The sequence below is a fragment of the Macrococcus hajekii genome, assembly GCF_004359505.1.
GTDB classification, from domain to species: Bacteria; Bacillota; Bacilli; order Staphylococcales; family Staphylococcaceae; genus Macrococcus; species Macrococcus hajekii.
The window spans coordinates 33,703-49,638 of sequence record NZ_SCWE01000004.1 but is presented as its reverse complement, the minus strand read 5'-3'; the positions used below and the strand labels follow the sequence as shown (position 1 = coordinate 49,638).

At 40.8% G+C, this 15,936-nt stretch carries 15 protein-coding genes and 1 pseudogene; 10 read left to right on the top strand and 6 right to left on the bottom strand.

Annotated features, from left to right (window positions below; translation table 11 throughout):
- The first annotated feature begins 136 nt into the window (after positions 1-136).
- Genes gatC through gatB form a run of 3 tightly spaced genes read left to right on the top strand, consistent with a single transcriptional unit; the run spans position 137 to position 3,320 of the window.
- Positions 137-433 carry an Asp-tRNA(Asn)/Glu-tRNA(Gln) amidotransferase subunit GatC gene (gene gatC, locus ERX37_RS09375; protein WP_133430415.1) on the top strand — a complete coding sequence of 99 codons (297 nt, stop codon included), beginning with the start codon at positions 137-139 and terminating at the stop codon, positions 431-433.
- Position 434: 1 nt separating this feature from the next.
- The gene (gene gatA, locus ERX37_RS09370; RefSeq protein ID WP_133430414.1) at positions 435-1,880 is read left to right on the top strand and encodes an Asp-tRNA(Asn)/Glu-tRNA(Gln) amidotransferase subunit GatA; all 1,446 of its coding nucleotides are present in this window, start codon (positions 435-437) and stop codon (positions 1,878-1,880) included.
- A gap of 12 nt (positions 1,881-1,892) precedes the next feature.
- Positions 1,893-3,320 (top strand): Asp-tRNA(Asn)/Glu-tRNA(Gln) amidotransferase subunit GatB, encoded by a 1,428-nt coding sequence (gene gatB / locus ERX37_RS09365; protein ID WP_133430413.1) that lies wholly within the window; start codon positions 1,893-1,895, stop codon positions 3,318-3,320.
- 42 nt (positions 3,321-3,362) lie between these two features.
- On the opposite strand, the gene ERX37_RS09360 is transcribed toward gatB, so the two are convergent.
- Positions 3,363-4,028, bottom strand: a complete 666-nt coding sequence (locus ERX37_RS09360; RefSeq protein ID WP_133430412.1) for a TroA family protein — start codon at positions 4,026-4,028, stop codon at positions 3,363-3,365.
- Positions 4,029-4,195: 167 nt separating this feature from the next.
- Here ERX37_RS09360 and ERX37_RS09355 point away from each other — a divergent pair, with 167 nt between their 5' ends.
- The 3 genes from ERX37_RS09355 to ERX37_RS09345 all read left to right on the top strand — a co-directional run bounded on the left by ERX37_RS09355 (position 4,196) and on the right by ERX37_RS09345 (position 7,218).
- On the top strand, positions 4,196-4,702 hold the full coding sequence (locus tag ERX37_RS09355; RefSeq protein ID WP_133430411.1) for a GrpB family protein: 507 nt from the start codon (positions 4,196-4,198) through the stop codon (positions 4,700-4,702).
- A gap of 80 nt (positions 4,703-4,782) precedes the next feature.
- On the top strand, positions 4,783-6,201 hold the full coding sequence (locus ERX37_RS09350; protein WP_133430410.1) for a helicase HerA-like domain-containing protein: 1,419 nt from the start codon (positions 4,783-4,785) through the stop codon (positions 6,199-6,201).
- 54 nt (positions 6,202-6,255) lie between these two features.
- Complete coding sequence (locus tag ERX37_RS09345; RefSeq protein WP_133430409.1) at positions 6,256-7,218, top strand: diacylglycerol kinase; 963 nt, start codon at positions 6,256-6,258, stop codon at positions 7,216-7,218.
- Positions 7,219-7,252: 34 nt separating this feature from the next.
- Here the strand turns inward: ERX37_RS09345 and ERX37_RS09340 are convergent, their stop codons facing one another.
- Entirely contained in the window at positions 7,253-8,071 is an 819-nt protein-coding gene (locus ERX37_RS09340; RefSeq protein WP_133430408.1) for a glucose 1-dehydrogenase, read from the bottom strand.
- Between the two features lie 114 nt (positions 8,072-8,185).
- Here ERX37_RS09340 and ERX37_RS09335 point away from each other — a divergent pair, with 114 nt between their 5' ends.
- From ERX37_RS09335 to ERX37_RS09320, 4 genes are read left to right on the top strand one after another with little or no spacing between them, the layout of a single operon-like run.
- The gene (locus ERX37_RS09335; RefSeq protein ID WP_133430407.1) at positions 8,186-9,961 is read left to right on the top strand and encodes a 5'-nucleotidase C-terminal domain-containing protein; all 1,776 of its coding nucleotides are present in this window, start codon (positions 8,186-8,188) and stop codon (positions 9,959-9,961) included.
- Complete coding sequence (gene rlmD / locus ERX37_RS09330) at positions 9,958-11,304, top strand: 23S rRNA (uracil(1939)-C(5))-methyltransferase RlmD (RefSeq protein WP_133430406.1); 1,347 nt, start codon at positions 9,958-9,960, stop codon at positions 11,302-11,304. Before ERX37_RS09335 ends, rlmD begins: the two co-directional genes overlap by 4 nt.
- 3 nt (positions 11,305-11,307) lie before the next feature.
- Positions 11,308-12,390, top strand: coding sequence for a DNA polymerase IV (dinB, locus tag ERX37_RS09325; protein ID WP_133430405.1), 1,083 nt, complete (start codon positions 11,308-11,310; stop codon positions 12,388-12,390).
- 1 nt (position 12,391) lies between these two features.
- On the top strand, positions 12,392-12,601 hold the full coding sequence (locus tag ERX37_RS09320) for a hypothetical protein (protein ID WP_133430404.1): 210 nt from the start codon (positions 12,392-12,394) through the stop codon (positions 12,599-12,601).
- A 417-nt stretch (positions 12,602-13,018) separates the two neighbouring features.
- Here ERX37_RS09320 and ERX37_RS11640 read toward each other — a convergent pair.
- From ERX37_RS11640 to ERX37_RS09300, 4 genes and pseudogenes are all read right to left on the bottom strand, one after another.
- Positions 13,019-13,519: pseudogene (locus ERX37_RS11640) on the bottom strand (3'-5' exonuclease); the annotation flags it as partial.
- 43 nt (positions 13,520-13,562) lie between these two features.
- Positions 13,563-13,721, bottom strand: coding sequence for a FeoB-associated Cys-rich membrane protein (locus ERX37_RS09310; RefSeq protein WP_133430403.1), 159 nt, complete (start codon positions 13,719-13,721; stop codon positions 13,563-13,565).
- A 10-nt stretch (positions 13,722-13,731) separates the two neighbouring features.
- Positions 13,732-15,702 (bottom strand): ferrous iron transport protein B, encoded by a 1,971-nt coding sequence (gene feoB, locus ERX37_RS09305; RefSeq protein WP_133430402.1) that lies wholly within the window; start codon positions 15,700-15,702, stop codon positions 13,732-13,734.
- A complete protein-coding gene (locus ERX37_RS09300) occupies positions 15,695-15,856 on the bottom strand; it encodes a FeoA family protein (RefSeq protein WP_229713228.1) in 162 nt (53 codons plus the stop codon). The genes feoB and ERX37_RS09300 overlap by 8 nt, the downstream gene beginning before the upstream one ends.
- Positions 15,857-15,936 lie beyond the last annotated feature (80 nt).

Here is a 15,936-nt window from a genome sequence, read left to right as displayed (position 1 = left end):
CTTATAAATAATCATTTTATAAATTAATTATATATCGTGATAAAGCGTTTTTATATAACTATTTTTAGTTTTTTTAGATTTTTAGGGCGAAGTTTGTTAAAATTTATAGATGCTATATATGCTTAGGAGGACAAAAATGACGACGATTACAAACGATCAGGTTAAACACGTTGCACATCTCGCACGACTTGCGATTACAGAAGAAGAAGCAACTAAATTCAGTGGACAGCTTGAAGCGATTCTTAATTTTGCTAATCAGCTGGAAGAAGTAGATACTGATAACGTTGAGCCGACATTCCACGTTCTGGATTTACAGAATGTTTTACGCCCGGATACAGCTGAACAAACTTTAAGCCAGGAAGAAGTACTTAAAAATGCACCCGTTAAAGAAGATGGCCAGTTCCGTGTGCCTTCAATTTTAGGAGGAGAATAGAATGTCATTAAGATATGAATCCATCGAATCATTGTCAAAAATGATTCATAATAAAGAAATCAAGCCGTCTGAACTCGTTAAAGATACATTTATCAATATCGAAAAAGAAGACGGTGTCATCAATGCGTTCTTAGCATTAGATAAAGAACAGGCAATTCAGAAGGCAGAACAGCTGGATAATCAATCACCAGAAGGCCGTCTTTTCGGTATTCCGATGGGGATTAAAGATAATATTGTGACGAAAGAAGTAGAGACAACTTGTGCATCTAAAATTTTAACAGGCTTCAATCCTGTCTATGATGCAACAGTTATGCAGAAATTAAATCATGAGAATGCAGTCCTCGTCGGTAAACTGAACATGGATGAATTTGCGATGGGAGGTTCTACTGAGAATTCTCACTATAAGAAAACAGTGAATCCATTTGATCACACGGCTGTACCCGGTGGATCATCAGGGGGTAGTGCTGCAGCTGTAGCAGCAAGTCTTGTGCCTTTCACACTCGGCTCAGATACAGGCGGTTCTATTCGTCAGCCAGCATCATACTGTGGCGTTGTCGGTATGAAACCGACATATGGTCGTGTATCACGTTACGGCTTAGTCGCTTTCGCTTCATCACTTGACCAGATCGGCCCGTTGACACGGACAGTGAAGGATAATGCTATTGTGCTTGAAGCGATTGCTGGCCACGATAAGATGGATTCAACGAGTGCACCAGTCGATAACGTTGACTTCACATCAAACATCGAAAAAGATTTAACAGGTCTTCGTGTCGCTGTACCTAAAGAATACTTAGGAGAAGGTGTATCATCTGAAGTCAGAACGTCAATCGAAGCGGCAATCAAGCAATTAAGCGAACTCGGCGCAACGATTGAAGAAGTATCATTACCGAATGCAAAATACGGCGTTGCGACATATTACATCATCGCATCATCAGAAGCATCTGCGAACCTAGCCCGTTTTGACGGTATCCGTTATGGTTATCAGGCTGAAGGCGCTAAAAACTTAGAAGAATTATACAAGAAGACGCGTCAGGAAGGCTTCGGTGATGAAGTGAAGCGCCGTATTATGCTGGGTACTTATGCACTGAGCTCAGGCTACTACGATGCATACTATAAGAAAGCCCAGAAAGTCCGTACATTGATTAAACAGGACTTCGAAAAAGTATTTGCAGACTATGACATCATTGTCGGACCTGTAGCACCGACACCGGCATTCAATATCGGTGAGCAGATCGATGATCCACTGACGATGTATGCCAATGATATTTTAACGATTCCTGTCAATTTAGCAGGTCTGCCATCATTATCAGTTCCTTGTGGCGAACATAATGGTCGTCCGATTGGTCTGCAGATTATCGGTAAACCTTTCGATGAGCAGAAAATATACAATGTTGCTTATCAGTATGAACAGAAATTTAACCTGCATGACCGCTATCAAACATTATAAGGAGACGATGAGATGCATTTCGAAACAGTAATCGGACTTGAAGTCCACGTTGAACTGAAGACAGAATCTAAGATGTTTTCAAGTTCACCTGCCCATTTTGGTGCAGAACCTAATACTAATGTCAGTGTCGTTGAGCTGGGCTATCCGGGTGTGCTGCCAGTCGTTAACCGTACGGCAGTAGACTGGGCAATGCGTGCAGCAATGGCTCTTAATATGGATATCAGAACAGAGACTAAATTTGACCGTAAAAACTACTTCTATCCGGATAATCCGAAGGCTTATCAGATTTCACAGTTTGATGAACCCATTGGTGAGAATGGTTATATCGATATTGAAGTGAACGGCGAAACGAAACGAATCGGCATTACACGTCTTCATATGGAAGAAGATGCAGGTAAACTGATGCATAAAGACGGCTATTCTCTTGTTGATTTAAACCGCCAAGGTACACCTCTTGTTGAAATCGTGTCAGAGCCGGATATTCGTACACCGGAAGAAGCGTATGCTTATCTTGAAAAATTAAAGGCTATCATCCAGTATACTGGTGTTTCTGACTGTAAGATGGAGGAAGGGTCACTGCGTTGTGATGCGAATATCTCTTTACGTCCAGCAGGGCGCGAGGAATTTGGTACGAAGACTGAACTTAAAAACTTGAATTCATTCAACTACGTGAAGCGTGGTCTTGAACACGAAGAGAAGCGTCAGGCAGAAGTGCTGCTTGCTGGCGGAGAGATTCTGCAGGAGACACGTCGTTTCGATGAATCAACTGGTAAAACAATTCTAATGCGTGTTAAGGAAGGTTCTGATGATTACCGTTACTTCCCTGAACCTGACTTAGTGCCGCTATATATCGATGAGGCATGGAAAGCACGTGTACGCGATTCGATTCCTGAACTTCCAGACGTGCGTAAAGCGAAGTATGTAGAGGAGTATGGTCTTCCTGCATATGATGCACATGTTCTGACATTAACTAAAGAAATGTCTGATTTCTTTGAAGAGACACTTAAGCTCGGTGCAGATGCGAAATTATCATCTAACTGGCTGATGGGTGGCGTCAATGAGTATCTCAATAAGAACCAGAAGGATTTAGGCGCGACTGCACTCACACCTGCTAACTTAGCTGAGATGGTTAAATTACTTGCTGATGGAACGATTTCAAGTAAAATCGCGAAAAAAGTATTTGCTGACATGGTGGAATCAGGTAAAGAACCAAAAGTCATCATGGAAGAGCAGGGTCTGGTCCAAGTATCAGATCCAGAACAGTTGCGTGGTTTTGTAACTGAAGCACTTGACCAGAATCCACAATCTATCGAAGACTTCAAAAATGGTAAAGGCCGTGCGATGGGCTTCTTAGTCGGACAAGTCATGAAAATTTCAAAAGGCCAGGCGAACCCGCAGATGGTCAACCAGATCTTAAAAGAAGAACTAGAGAAGAGATAACAAAAACAGAGACTTCACGAAGTCTCTGTTTTTTTGATGCTGCTATTTAAAAAGTGAATCGGTAATTGTCTGAATCCAGCGATTTAATCCTTTGCGTGTAAGCAGTTGACTATCTTTGTGATAATAATCATTCATCGCATCATCTGACTGCCATTTATCTGACTGTGCAGTATAGACATTTGAATCTACCAGCTCTTTTTCTTCAGCTTGCTGATACTTATTAAAATCTTTATCCGACGAAGGACGTGTACCCAAAACTCGTACAGTGATATCTTTCGCTTCCAGCTTATCGATAATATCTAATATTTGCTTATTATGATCTTCAGCAGAAACATTTTCAGTGAAGTCATTGAGTGTCAAAGCATCCATAATCACTAAGTCTGGCTTAGCGGATGTTATTTTTTTAATATCAACTTGATCACTTGCGCCACTTACCATTACTTCAGTGAATTTAAGAGAATCATAGCGGTCTTTAAGTTCTTCATAGACACTGTTGTTGTTATCTGTAACTTGGTAAGGTGTAGAAATCATCACAATATCCATATCTTGATCTTTATTTTTTTTCTGCAGCGCCTTATCATTAAATGTCACATTTTTAGTCTGATTTACTTCGTCAGATGTGGTGACCTTGGACTGCCAGTAGTAGTAACCGAGTCCGATTAATAGGATGGCAATCACGACATACAGCCAGAACATTATATTTTTCATTTGAATCCTCCATTTAGTCAGTATCTTTATTTTAGCATAAATTAAGCACGACTTTATACCATCAGCATCCTATGTTTAAATTGCTTCAAGGAATGGTAAAGTATACCTAATATATCTCTAATTCTACTTAAGGGTTAATTTATAGAGGATATGTGCGAGGGAATATAATGATTGATAAAATGCCGTATAGTTTTCAGCAATATAGAACTTTATTTATAGAAGAATCCAAACGATTAATCGAAATATTAGGTAATGATATTACGGAACTTCATCACTATGGCAGCTCAGCCGTCGCAGGACTGCCATTTAATAATGAAATCAATATTTTGCCAGTGGTGAAGAGTCTTGACTGTCTTGATATTCACCTGGAAGCATTAGAAGCACAAGGTTATGAGATGATTGAGCGCACATCAGATTATAGATTGTGCCAGAAAGAGGAGTATAATCGTCTTATTAGAGTGAAATGGGTAGAACAGAGTAATATGAATGAAGTGCAGAATACTTTGCTCCTCCGTAATTACTTAAGAGACAATGCCGAAGCGAAGCAGCGTTTTGCACATTTTCAGCTGCAAAATAAACAGCAGGCACGTAATGAAATGGATTATCAGCTAAATGAACTTGAATATATGACTTCGCTTATAAAAGAAGCGATAGAATGGCAAAAAAGATTCTGAGCAGAATCTTTTTTTTGTGTTCAATTGCATATTCATCCAAATGAGATACAATGAAATTAAAAACAAAGGGAGGTACTAAGATGGCGCTTGAAATCGCAAAAAATAATCACTCGATAGCTTTAGAGGAAAAAATGGCAAATCGTCATGGGTTAATTGCCGGGGCAACAGGGACAGGTAAGACAATCACATTAAAAGTAATGGCAGAACAATTCTCAAAAGCGGGCGTACCCGTCTTTCTATCGGACATTAAAGGCGATTTAACAAGTATGGCCGAACCTATGCAGCTCAACGATAAAATACAGGAAAGAATCAATATACTGCAATTGGATGATTATCAACCGCAGCGTTTTCCGGTGAGAGTATGGGATATTTTTGGTAAGATGGGGACACCTATTCGTGCGACAGTCACTGAAATGGGTCCGCTACTTTTAGCTCGTCTGCTTGATCTCAATGAAACGCAGGCAGGTATTCTGAACATGGCATTTAGAATCAGCGATGATGAAGGGCTTGCTCTTCTCGATTTAAAGGATCTGCAGGCTCTGCTGAATCATATAGGCGAACATGCCGGCACGTATACGACTCAGTACGGTAACGTCACTAAACAATCAATCGGAGCGATTCAACGTAAACTCCTTGAACTGGATAGCCAGGGAGCTGCGCATTTCTTTAGTGAACCTGCTTTGCAATTAAATGATTTTATACAGCAAGAGGATGGTAAAGGCGTCGTCAATATCCTGAATGCTGTTGAACTCTATCGGCAGCCGTTACTTTATACTACATTTTTATTATGGCTTCTCACCGAACTCTTTGAAGTATTACCGGAGGTCGGTGATATCGAAAAACCTAAACTGGTCTTTTTCTTTGATGAGGCCCACCTTTTATTTAAAGATGCGAATGCAGCCTTTGTCACACAGATTGAACAGGTTGTACGATTGATTCGTTCTAAAGGGGTAGGTGTGTATTTCATTACACAAAATCCGATTGATTTACCTGATGAAGTATTAGGACAGCTCGGGAACCGCGTACAGCATGCCCTTCGAGCATTTACACCACGCGACCAGAAAGCTGTCAAAAGTGCAGCTGAGACATTCAGACAAAATCCAGACCTTGATGTGGCGTCAGTGATGGGTGAACTTAAGACGGGAGAAGCGCTTATTTCATTCCTGAATAGCGATGGACAGCCGGGCATCGTTGAACGTGCCTGGATAAGACCGCCCGAAAGTAAGATCGGTGTACTTGATCGGCCGATTGCACTCGATTCTAACCCTTTTTATGCCACTTACAAGGATGAACTTGATCGTCAGAGTGCCTATGAACTCTTACAGCAGAAACTGACGGTAGAAGTGCCGGCTGACCAGGTAGCAGTAAAAGAGAAGAAGGCAGAGAAAAAAGAGAAACCTTCAGAACTGCAGAAGATGGCCACATCCGTATTAACTTCAGTCGGTAGACAGATTGGTAGAGAGATTGTGCGCAATATTTTCGGAGGACGTAGACGTTAAACAAGGATAAAACCAATAGATTTAAATGGGTACTATAAGAAAAGGTGAAAAAATATGAAAAAAAGAGCAAGAATTATTTATAATCCAACATCTGGCCGTGAATTATTCAAAAAAACATTGCCGGATGTATTGATCAAACTAGAACAAGCTGGTTATGAAACAAGCGCACACGCGACGACAGCTGCAGGTGATGCAACAGTTGCAGCACGAGCAGCTGTCAATGATAGATTCGATATCATTATAGCAGCAGGCGGAGATGGGACGCTGAATGAAGTCGTAAATGGTATTGCCGAACTGCCTTACCGTCCTAGTATTGGCGTTATTCCTATGGGCACAGTCAATGATTTCGGACGGGCATTGATGATTCCGAAAGATATAATGGAAGCCGTAGATGTCATTATTGAAGGCCATACTGTTCCGGTGGATATCGGGCGAATGAACAGTCGATATTTCATTAATATTGCCGGTGGCGGTAAAATTACATCGGTCTCCTACGAAGCACCGAGTAAACTGAAAACAGTAATCGGACCACTCGCCTATTATATTAAAGGTCTGGAAATGCTGCCGGAAATCAAGCCGACAGATGTGAGAATTGAGGCGGATGGTAATGTGTTTACGGGTGAAGTAATGTTATTTCTTATTGGGTTGACGAATTCGGTCGGTGGATTTGAAAAACTGGTGCCGGATGCTTCAATCAATGATGGATATTTTACATTGCTCTTTCTCGAAAAGGTTAATCTGGCAGAGTTTGGGCATTTACTGACGTTAGCTTCAAGAGGTGAACATCTTAATCACCCAAAAGTTCATTACATTAAAGCGAAAGACATTAAAGTATCATCATATGAAAAGATGGAATTGAATGTAGACGGTGAATTTGGAGGGGTCTTACCTGCTCATTTCGTTAACTTAGCAAGTCATCTGCAGATTTTCAGTCCGCTTGATGATATCAAACGCTCAAATAATATCGAGAAGATGAAGCAGATCGATGAACAGTATAAAGTGATTGAAATAGAATAAATAAAGCGTGCCATCTGGCACGCTTTATTTCTGTTTATAGATTATCAGTAAATTCTGCAGCGAGTTCATCATATTCCCAGTTACGATGAGAAGGGTAGAGTGATAGACCGCCGTCTGCGACAATCGTCTGACCTGTGATATACTTAGATTCTTTGCTGGCAAGGAAAGCAGCAATATTCGCCATTTCTTCTGGTTCAGCAACGTAACCCATTGGTACAAAACCATCAGCTTCTTTCTTCTTCTCCTCAGTAGAGAAGTTCTCAGCATTAATCGGTGTATTGATTGAACCTGGGGCAATGTTATTCACACGAATCTGCACACGTGCGTATTCAAGCGCAAGACTCTGTGTCAGTAATTTAACGCCGCCTTTACTTGCACAATACTGCGCGTAATGTGGCCATGGAATGATTTCATGCACACTTGATACATTGATAACGACACCTTTATATTTACGTTCCATATAGTGTTTAATCGCTTCACGGGAACCGATGAATGTACCACGTAAATTAACATTCATTACTTTATCGAATTCTTCAGTTTTCATTTCGTGACTGATAATGTCTTCCTGCATGCCCGCATTGTTGACCATTACATGTAGCGCACCGTAATAATCAATTGTTTCTTTAAATAAATTCAGAAATTCTTCTTCATTCGTTGTATCAGCTTTCAGGGCAATCGCTTCCCCGCCTTTGTCCTTGATGGACTTAACAAGTTCCTGTGCTTCGTCTTCTCTAGAACGATAGTTGATGACAACTTTCATACCTTCAGCAGCATAGCGTTCAGCAATCGCTTTACCGATTCCTGAAGCGCCACCTGTAATAAGGGCAACTTTATCTTTTAAATCGTTATACATCATAAAAACTCCTTTGTCATAGTCTTGTTCTCACTATACCCGTATTGGATGCGCCTAATCTATGTGACAATGAATAAGGAGTAGAATAAAATAAAAGAGAAAGGCGGGAGATAGATGGAATATCAATTAATGATTCTTGGTACATCCGATGTACATGCACACATCAGTCTTTATGACTATTTTATGGAGAGTGAGCAGCAGACAAACGGTCTGATTGTTGCAGGCAGCACAATTAAGTCACTGAGACAACAGAATAGCGCTAATGATATCGCGACTGTCGTACTCGATAATGGAGATATCCTGCAAGGCAGTCTGATAGCAGATTATGCAGCAGATAAACATCCGCAGCCACATCCGATTATTAACATGATGAATGCAATTGGTTATGACGCAATGACGCTCGGCAACCATGAATTTAACTACGGGCTCGATTATTTGAAAGAGACAATGTCAGAAACTGATTTTCCAGTCGTAAACTGTAACGTAAGAACAATGGATGGCAGTTATCTATTTCCGCCATATACGATTATTGACAGAACATTCAATGACGGCACCACTGTTAAAATAGGCGTGACTGGTGTAGTTCCCGAGCAGATTATGATGTGGGATGACAAGTGGCTGGAGAATCAGGTGAAGGTTGAAGATATGTATCAGGCTGTACAAAATTGTGTGCCTGAACTTAAGAATAAATGTGATATCGTCATCTGTCTCTGTCATACTGGATTCGATGCTTGCCAAAATAATGAACTGGGTCTTGAGAATCAAGTGCACTTATTAACGACGATACCTGATATTGATGCGATCATATTCGGCCATACACATCAGTTATTCCCATCAGATGATGTGACTGCTGATTATATTGAGGACGGCCGTATCCATCATGTTTATGCTGTGCAACCGGCATCGTTTGCAAGTCATCTGGGTAAAATTGAACTACAGCTGAAGCGGACAGCTGAGGGATTTGAAGTGGTTTCAGGACAGACATCAGTCATTGAACTGAAAAATCATTCAGATATCGATGATGCGCTCGTCCAGTTGAATAGTGAGACTCATGAAGCTGTTCTTGATTATATTCAGGAGAAGATAGGTGCATCATCACATTATATCGACAGTTTCTTCAGTCAAGTACTGCCAAGTACGGCGGTCGAAGTTGTGGCGAGAAGTGGAAAAAAAGCATATATAGATAAATACGGAATGACTGCCAACTTAATTTCAACATCAGCACCACTAAAAGCAGGACGGGATGGTGTCAATGATTACGTAATGATTCCACCAGGAGATATTACGCTTAAGGATGCCATCAGTATTTATCGCTTTCCGAATAAATTGACAGCGGTTCAAGTGACTGGAGCAATACTCAAAGAATGGCTTGAATGGAGTGCTTCTGCTTTTAATCTTTACCAAGATGAATACCTCCTGAAAGACAATCAATCAGTCGCAGGATTCCCGAGCTATAATATGGATATTTTCTATGAGCTGGACTATGTGATTGACCTTCATCAACCTGCCCGCTATAATCATGCGGGTATTCAGATCAGTGACAGTGAAAGAGTCGGAGATATTACATTTGAAGGTCATAGAATTGAAAATGATACTATATATACTGTACTGACGAACGATTACCGGGCGAACTTTACACCGTTCTTAAGAGACCAGACAGCAGTAACGGAAGATATTGATGTCAGAGAGACGGTCATCAACTATATCAAAGAAGAAGGTGCAGATTTCAAACCGGTATGGCCGTTCAGATTTACAGAAGAAGGATTGTACCGTATTAAGACAAGTAAGCATGCACAACAAGTGATTGATAACTATCCGGCCGTTACCATTGAAGAACTGGAAGGTCACTTCATAGCAGTAGAAGTAAATACGAAAGAGAGAAATGAATGAAAAAAAATGATATATTAACCGGCACTGTTATTGACTATACACATGAAGGTAATGGCGTTGTTAAAATAGACGGCTATCCGATATTCATACCGCATGTCGTTAAAGATGAGCAAATCACTTTTAAACTGATTAAACAGAACAAAGGTTTTGGTATCGGCAAACTGATATCGATTGAAGAAGAGAGTCAGGACCGCGTGACACCACCCTGTATTTACTACCAGCAGTGCGGAGGCTGTAATATCCAGCATCTGAATTATGATGCACAGTTGACAATGAAGGAAAACCAGGTCAAAAATCTAGTACAGAAGATGACTAAGCTGGATGTACCAGTGAAATCGATTATGGGTATGGAGCATCCATGGCGCTATCGCAATAAAAGTCAGCTGCCTGTCCAATATAAGGACGGGATTGTCACTGGTTTCTACAAACCACGCTCACATGACATTGTTCCGATTGAAGAATGTCTGATTCAGAAGGAAAGCCATGATCACCTGATGAATGTGATAAGACAGCTGCTTGAGAAATATCAGGTGAGTATCTATGATGAACGAAAGCATAAAGGAAATTTAAGACATATCATTCTTCGAAGTGGTACGAAAGTCAATGAAACGATGGTAGTCTTTGTCACTAAAAGTCATAAAATGATGAACATAGAAGCGATTGCTGACGAATTAATGACTCAGTTCCCTGCTGTAACCAGTGTGCGTCAAAATATTAATCCTGATAAAACGAATGTTATTCTAGGGCATCAGTCTAAAACTATTAAAGGAAATGATCACATACACGACAGACTGGATGACCTGTTATTTGAGATATCAGATACGAGTTTCTATCAGGTCAATCACGCACAGACAGAGAAACTGTATCATCAGGCACTCCAATATGCAGAATTGACAGGACGTCAGAATGTTATCGATGCTTATTGCGGTATCGGTACGATCGGTCTCTTTATGGCAAGTCATGCTGAACGCGTATACGGGGTTGAAATCGTTGAAAAAGCCATTATGGACGCAAAGCGCAATGCTGAGAACAACAATCTGGCGAATACACATTTTGAAACAGGTAGAGCAGAGGATATAATTGTAAAGTGGCAGCAGGAAGGCATTAAACCGCATGTTGTTATGGTCGATCCACCACGAAAAGGCTGTGATGCTGTTTTTCTTGAGACTTTATTGGAATTAGCACCTGAGCGCATCGTCTATGTATCTTGTAACCCGTCCACATTAATGCGAGACATACAGCTGCTGAAGGAGAAATATCACATTGAGGAAATTACGCCTGTAGATATGTTTCCTCAGACCACCCATGTCGAAGCAGTCTGTAAGATGACCTTAAAGGGATAGAAGATGGAAAGACGAATCATTCATGTTGATATGGATGCATTCTATGCGCAGATAGAACAGCGTGATAGTCCAAGCTTGAAAGGAAAACCTGTCATTGTAGGAGGTAAATCCAGCTCAAGAGGTGTTGTCTCGACTGCTAGCTATGAGGCGAGAAAATTCGGTGTGCATTCAGCTATGCCGATGACTCGCGCTCATCAGCTTTGCCCGGACGGTTATTATGTCACACCAAGATTTAATATCTACCGGGAAGTATCGAGTATCATTATGGATATTTTCAGGAGCTATACAGATTATGTCCAGCCTGTCTCATTAGATGAAGCCTATCTTGATATTACTCATCTTGTCAGACGTGATATGCCCGCATCACGAATTGCAGACTTCATAAAAAAAGATGTACTTGAAGCGACAGATTTGACTTGTTCAGCAGGCGTGTCCTATAATCGATTTCTCGCAAAAATGGCATCAGGTATGAATAAACCTAATGGACTGACTATTATTCATCATGGTAATGTTCATGATATATTGATGCCACTCCCAATAGGGGATTTTCCTGGTGTTGGAAAAGTGACTGAAGAACGCATGAAAACACTTGATATTCATACAGGACAAGATTTATTTAATCAGAGTGAACGTGATCTGATCAATTGGTTCGGTAAACGGGGCCCGAAGCTTTTTCGTTATGCACGTGGACAAGGTGATGATACGGTGCAATCTGAGCGAGTACGCAAGTCCATCGGTAAAGAAACTACTTTTGAAGTCGATAAGAATGAGGATGAAGAAATTCTTGCAGTTATCAGGAAGTTATCACAGCAAGTCAGTGAAAAAATGAGCCAACATGGACTTGTCGGTGATACAGTAACCGTTAAACTGAAAGAGTTCGATTTTAAGACGGTAACTAAACAGATGAAACTACCTGATCCTATTTCTGAGCCGGCTGATATTTATAATATCAGCTATCGTCTATATACAGAACTTAAATCGACAGAGCGGCCGATACGTTTAATCGGCGTCACAATGGGGAATTTAAAAGAAAAGAGCTTCGAAAATATGACTATATATGATTTTATACAACGAAAGAGTGAGTGAGATGAAGTTTAAATTTTCGATTATTGCAATTACAGCATTATTAACGGCTTTATTTATTATGGATACATGGCAACATGGTCTTGATCTATGGAAGCTGCTAGGTATAGTCGCACTTGCTGCCTTTTTATTCTGGGTTGACCATAAACTGGAGAGACCTGTTTCACGTTCAAGTATTAAGCATAATATGACAGGTAGAACTATACGTAAATAAAAAAACATGTCCGCGGGACATGTTTTTTTATTGGTAAAATTCAATTAACTGACGCAGTTTGTCATCGCTGATCAATAATATATCCTCTCCTCTGGCAAGACGGTTTGTAACAGCGTTATCTTGAGCAGAGGGCTTATCACTTTTCTGCTTCCCGAAAATATAGATATCAGCTTTTTCAATATCAGTTTCATACTGACCGCCGTGATTAACGATATATTGCACGATATCTTTACGTTTCAGATGTAAAGTGCCTGATATGGCGATCTGTTTATCATGGAAGGGGTGACTGATGTCAAAGGTCTCGGCCATAGGTTTAATCGCAGATAGCGTTTCATTATAACGGTTTATCTGTTGCTTTTTGGATGTTTTATATCTTAGACCAGATAAATAGAGACGATGACGCTTCAAGTAGTCTTCAAGCGAATCATAATGTTTAAGAAGCCGTAGTGTGATCATGGCGCTCGCTTTGGCATCATTTAATGCATGATGATGTCCGTGGAAATCAAGGTTATAGAACTGCATCATATTTTTTAAGCTGTAGCTATGATTTTTGACGGTTTTACGCGCCATATTACAAGAACAGAAATAAGGAAGCTGAGGTATATCCAGCTCGTATCTCTCTATTGATTGATAGAGCACATTCATATCAAAACGAGCAAAGTGTGCAACGACAGGCAGGTCACCGATAAAATCCATCATATAAGGGAAGACTTCAGGGAAGGTAGGAGCATCTTCGATATCTTCAGGTCGAATACCATGTACAGCTATATTACCTTTTGAAAAATATGTTTCTGGATTAATGAGAGTGTAAAAAGTCTCGGTCATCATATTACCCTGGACTTTGACCATGCCGACACTACAAATACTTGCAGGCTGTCCATTGGCGGTTTCGAAATCAAGCGCTATAAATTCGTTCATCACAAGCCTCCTTCTACTTTATTATACAAAAAAAGAGACAACCCTATAAAGGTTTGTCTCCTGGTGTATGACAACCGCAATCCTGGTTGACTGAACAGCTGTTGCATTTGCCTTCTTTTGATTTTTTGAAAAATTTAATGAGTGTATAAATGGCATAGCCGAAGATGAGAAGAGTGAGCAATAAATTGATGAGTAATGACATAAGTGCCTCCTTAGATAAACCAGCTGCCGATCTGATAGACAGCAAAAGTTAGAATATAAGCAATGGCAATCGGATACAGCATCGCAAGAAATGTCCATTTCCATGAAGTCGTTTCTTTTCTAATAGCAGCGACTGTCGATAGACACGGAATATAAAGCAGGATAAATAGCATAAAGGTATAAGCTGATAGCGGTGTAAACTGGCTGTGGATGACCTGTATCAGTGCATCATCATTGACCGCATAAATTATAGCCATTGCACTGACAATGACTTCTTTCGCCAGAAAACCAGGAATCAGTGTAGCCCCTGCCTGCCATGTGCCGAAACCAAGTGGTACTAGCAGCGGAGCAAAAATATTGCCGATCATTGCGAGATAACTATCATCAATATCTACATTCAGACCGCCAGGACCTGTATAGTTCAGGAGCCAGATCAATACTGAACCTCCGAAGATAAAAGTACCCGCTTTTTTGACGAATCCTTTTCCTTTTTCCCATGTGCTGCGCCATAGCGTTTTAAGAGATGGCAAACGGTAAGGTGGCAGCTCGATGACAAAAATAGAGGTGTCATTTTTAAGCACAGTTTTAGACAGTATAAAACTAATCAATAAAGCGACGACAACACCGATGACATAGAGACTTAGTACGATGAGTGCCTGATTTTCCTTAAAAAAGATACCTGCAAAAAGTGCATAGACCGGTAGTCGTGCCGAACAGGACATAAAAGGTGCGACCAGTATTGTCGTCAAGCGTTCCTTCTCTTCCTCAATGCTACGTGCCGCCATAATACCTGGAACGTTACAACCGAAGCCGATAATCATCGGTATAAAAGATTTGCCGTTTAAACCGAAAAACTCCATCAATCGGTCCATAATAACTGCAATTCGTGCCATATAACCTGAATCCTCTAGTAAAGAGATGAAGAAGAAGAGGACAAGTATTTGAGGGACAAAGACAAGTACACCGCCGACGCCTGCAATAATACCATCCGTTATAAGATTTTGTAGAAAAGGAACAATGCCTAACTGTGTCATGAGCTCTTTAGTCCAGTCTGTCAACGGTCCGCCGAAGAAGCCATCGAGCTGATCTGATAACGGTGTTCCAATCCAGGTGAAGGTAGTCTGGAATATAAGCCACATCAGAAAGAGGAAGATAGGCATACCTAAGTATTTATGTGTCACGATATTATCGATTGTTTCTGTCAGATAAGTTTTCTGCTCAGCAGGCTTAGTGATAACACCATCGAGTAGTTCCGTGATTTTCTGTTGACGTGCTTTTAAAATAGCTTCTTTAACTGGAAGATTAAGCTGATCCTTTATTTCTTGCCGGGTTGCGCTGGGACCAATAAAATCCAGTACAGCTGGATTATCCATTAAATACTGAACAGCGAGAAAACGATGATGTCTTCTATTTAAGGGGAGGTCACTGAAAGTAGGTAACAGCTGCTGGATAGCTGATTCAATCTGTTCATCATAGCGGATGGTCATTCTCGCTGCTGATAGATTATGATCGTTGAATGCCTCAAGCACTTCGTGAGTGCCCTTACCTGTCCGTGCAATAACAGGAATAACAGGAATACGAAGCCGGCGCATCAGCAATTTAATATCGATATGCAGCCCGCGCTTAGCTGAGACGTCCACCATATTAAGTCCCATCAGCATCGGGGCACCGAATTCCATCAGCTGAATCGTCAGTAATAGATTTCTGCGCAGTTGTGAGGCATCGACAATATTGATCATGCCTGAAAAATCTTCCTGAAGAAGAAAACGCGTGACGACAGCCTCATCTTTTGAGATAGGAAGTAAATCATACGTACCGGGCAAGTCGACAAGATTGCCATAGTTTTTTTTAAGTTTACCTACTTTTTTCTCGACTGTAACGCCACTCCAATTGCCGATATATTCGTAAGAACCAGTCAGTGCATTAAAGAGTGAGGTCTTCCCTACATTGGGGTTGCCTAGAATACAAAATGTATTAGTCATGAGTAGATTCCAGTATAATCTTGCAAGCATCACAATTGCGTATACAAATATGCTGACCATCAACATCGAAGACACAAGGGCCTTTGAACAAGCTCTTACGCTGGACTTTGAGCAGACTGCCCACCGTAAGACCTAGAGCATTCAAGCGATGCATCAGCACGGGATTGTCGAAAGACATAGATTTAACTGAATAAGTATTGCCAATTTGGGCATTTGCTGCATGAAGCATATAGG

Coding starts and splice junctions, on each gene's coding strand:
- gatC (WP_133430415.1), top strand. CDS start 137: ATGACGACGATTACAAACGATCAGGTTAAACACGTTGCACATCTCGCA.
- gatA (WP_133430414.1), top strand. CDS start 435: ATGTCATTAAGATATGAATCCATCGAATCATTGTCAAAAATGATTCAT.
- gatB (WP_133430413.1), top strand. CDS start 1,893: ATGCATTTCGAAACAGTAATCGGACTTGAAGTCCACGTTGAACTGAAG.
- ERX37_RS09360 (WP_133430412.1), bottom strand. CDS start 4,028: ATGAAAAATATAATGTTCTGGCTGTATGTCGTGATTGCCATCCTATTA.
- ERX37_RS09355 (WP_133430411.1), top strand. CDS start 4,196: ATGATTGATAAAATGCCGTATAGTTTTCAGCAATATAGAACTTTATTT.
- ERX37_RS09350 (WP_133430410.1), top strand. CDS start 4,783: ATGGCGCTTGAAATCGCAAAAAATAATCACTCGATAGCTTTAGAGGAA.
- ERX37_RS09345 (WP_133430409.1), top strand. CDS start 6,256: ATGAAAAAAAGAGCAAGAATTATTTATAATCCAACATCTGGCCGTGAA.
- ERX37_RS09340 (WP_133430408.1), bottom strand. CDS start 8,071: ATGTATAACGATTTAAAAGATAAAGTTGCCCTTATTACAGGTGGCGCT.
- ERX37_RS09335 (WP_133430407.1), top strand. CDS start 8,186: ATGGAATATCAATTAATGATTCTTGGTACATCCGATGTACATGCACAC.
- rlmD (WP_133430406.1), top strand. CDS start 9,958: ATGAAAAAAAATGATATATTAACCGGCACTGTTATTGACTATACACAT.
- dinB (WP_133430405.1), top strand. CDS start 11,308: ATGGAAAGACGAATCATTCATGTTGATATGGATGCATTCTATGCGCAG.
- ERX37_RS09320 (WP_133430404.1), top strand. CDS start 12,392: ATGAAGTTTAAATTTTCGATTATTGCAATTACAGCATTATTAACGGCT.
- ERX37_RS09310 (WP_133430403.1), bottom strand. CDS start 13,721: ATGTCATTACTCATCAATTTATTGCTCACTCTTCTCATCTTCGGCTAT.
- feoB (WP_133430402.1), bottom strand. CDS start 15,702: ATGACTAATACATTTTGTATTCTAGGCAACCCCAATGTAGGGAAGACC.
- ERX37_RS09300 (WP_229713228.1), bottom strand. CDS start 15,856: ATGCATCGCTTGAATGCTCTAGGTCTTACGGTGGGCAGTCTGCTCAAA.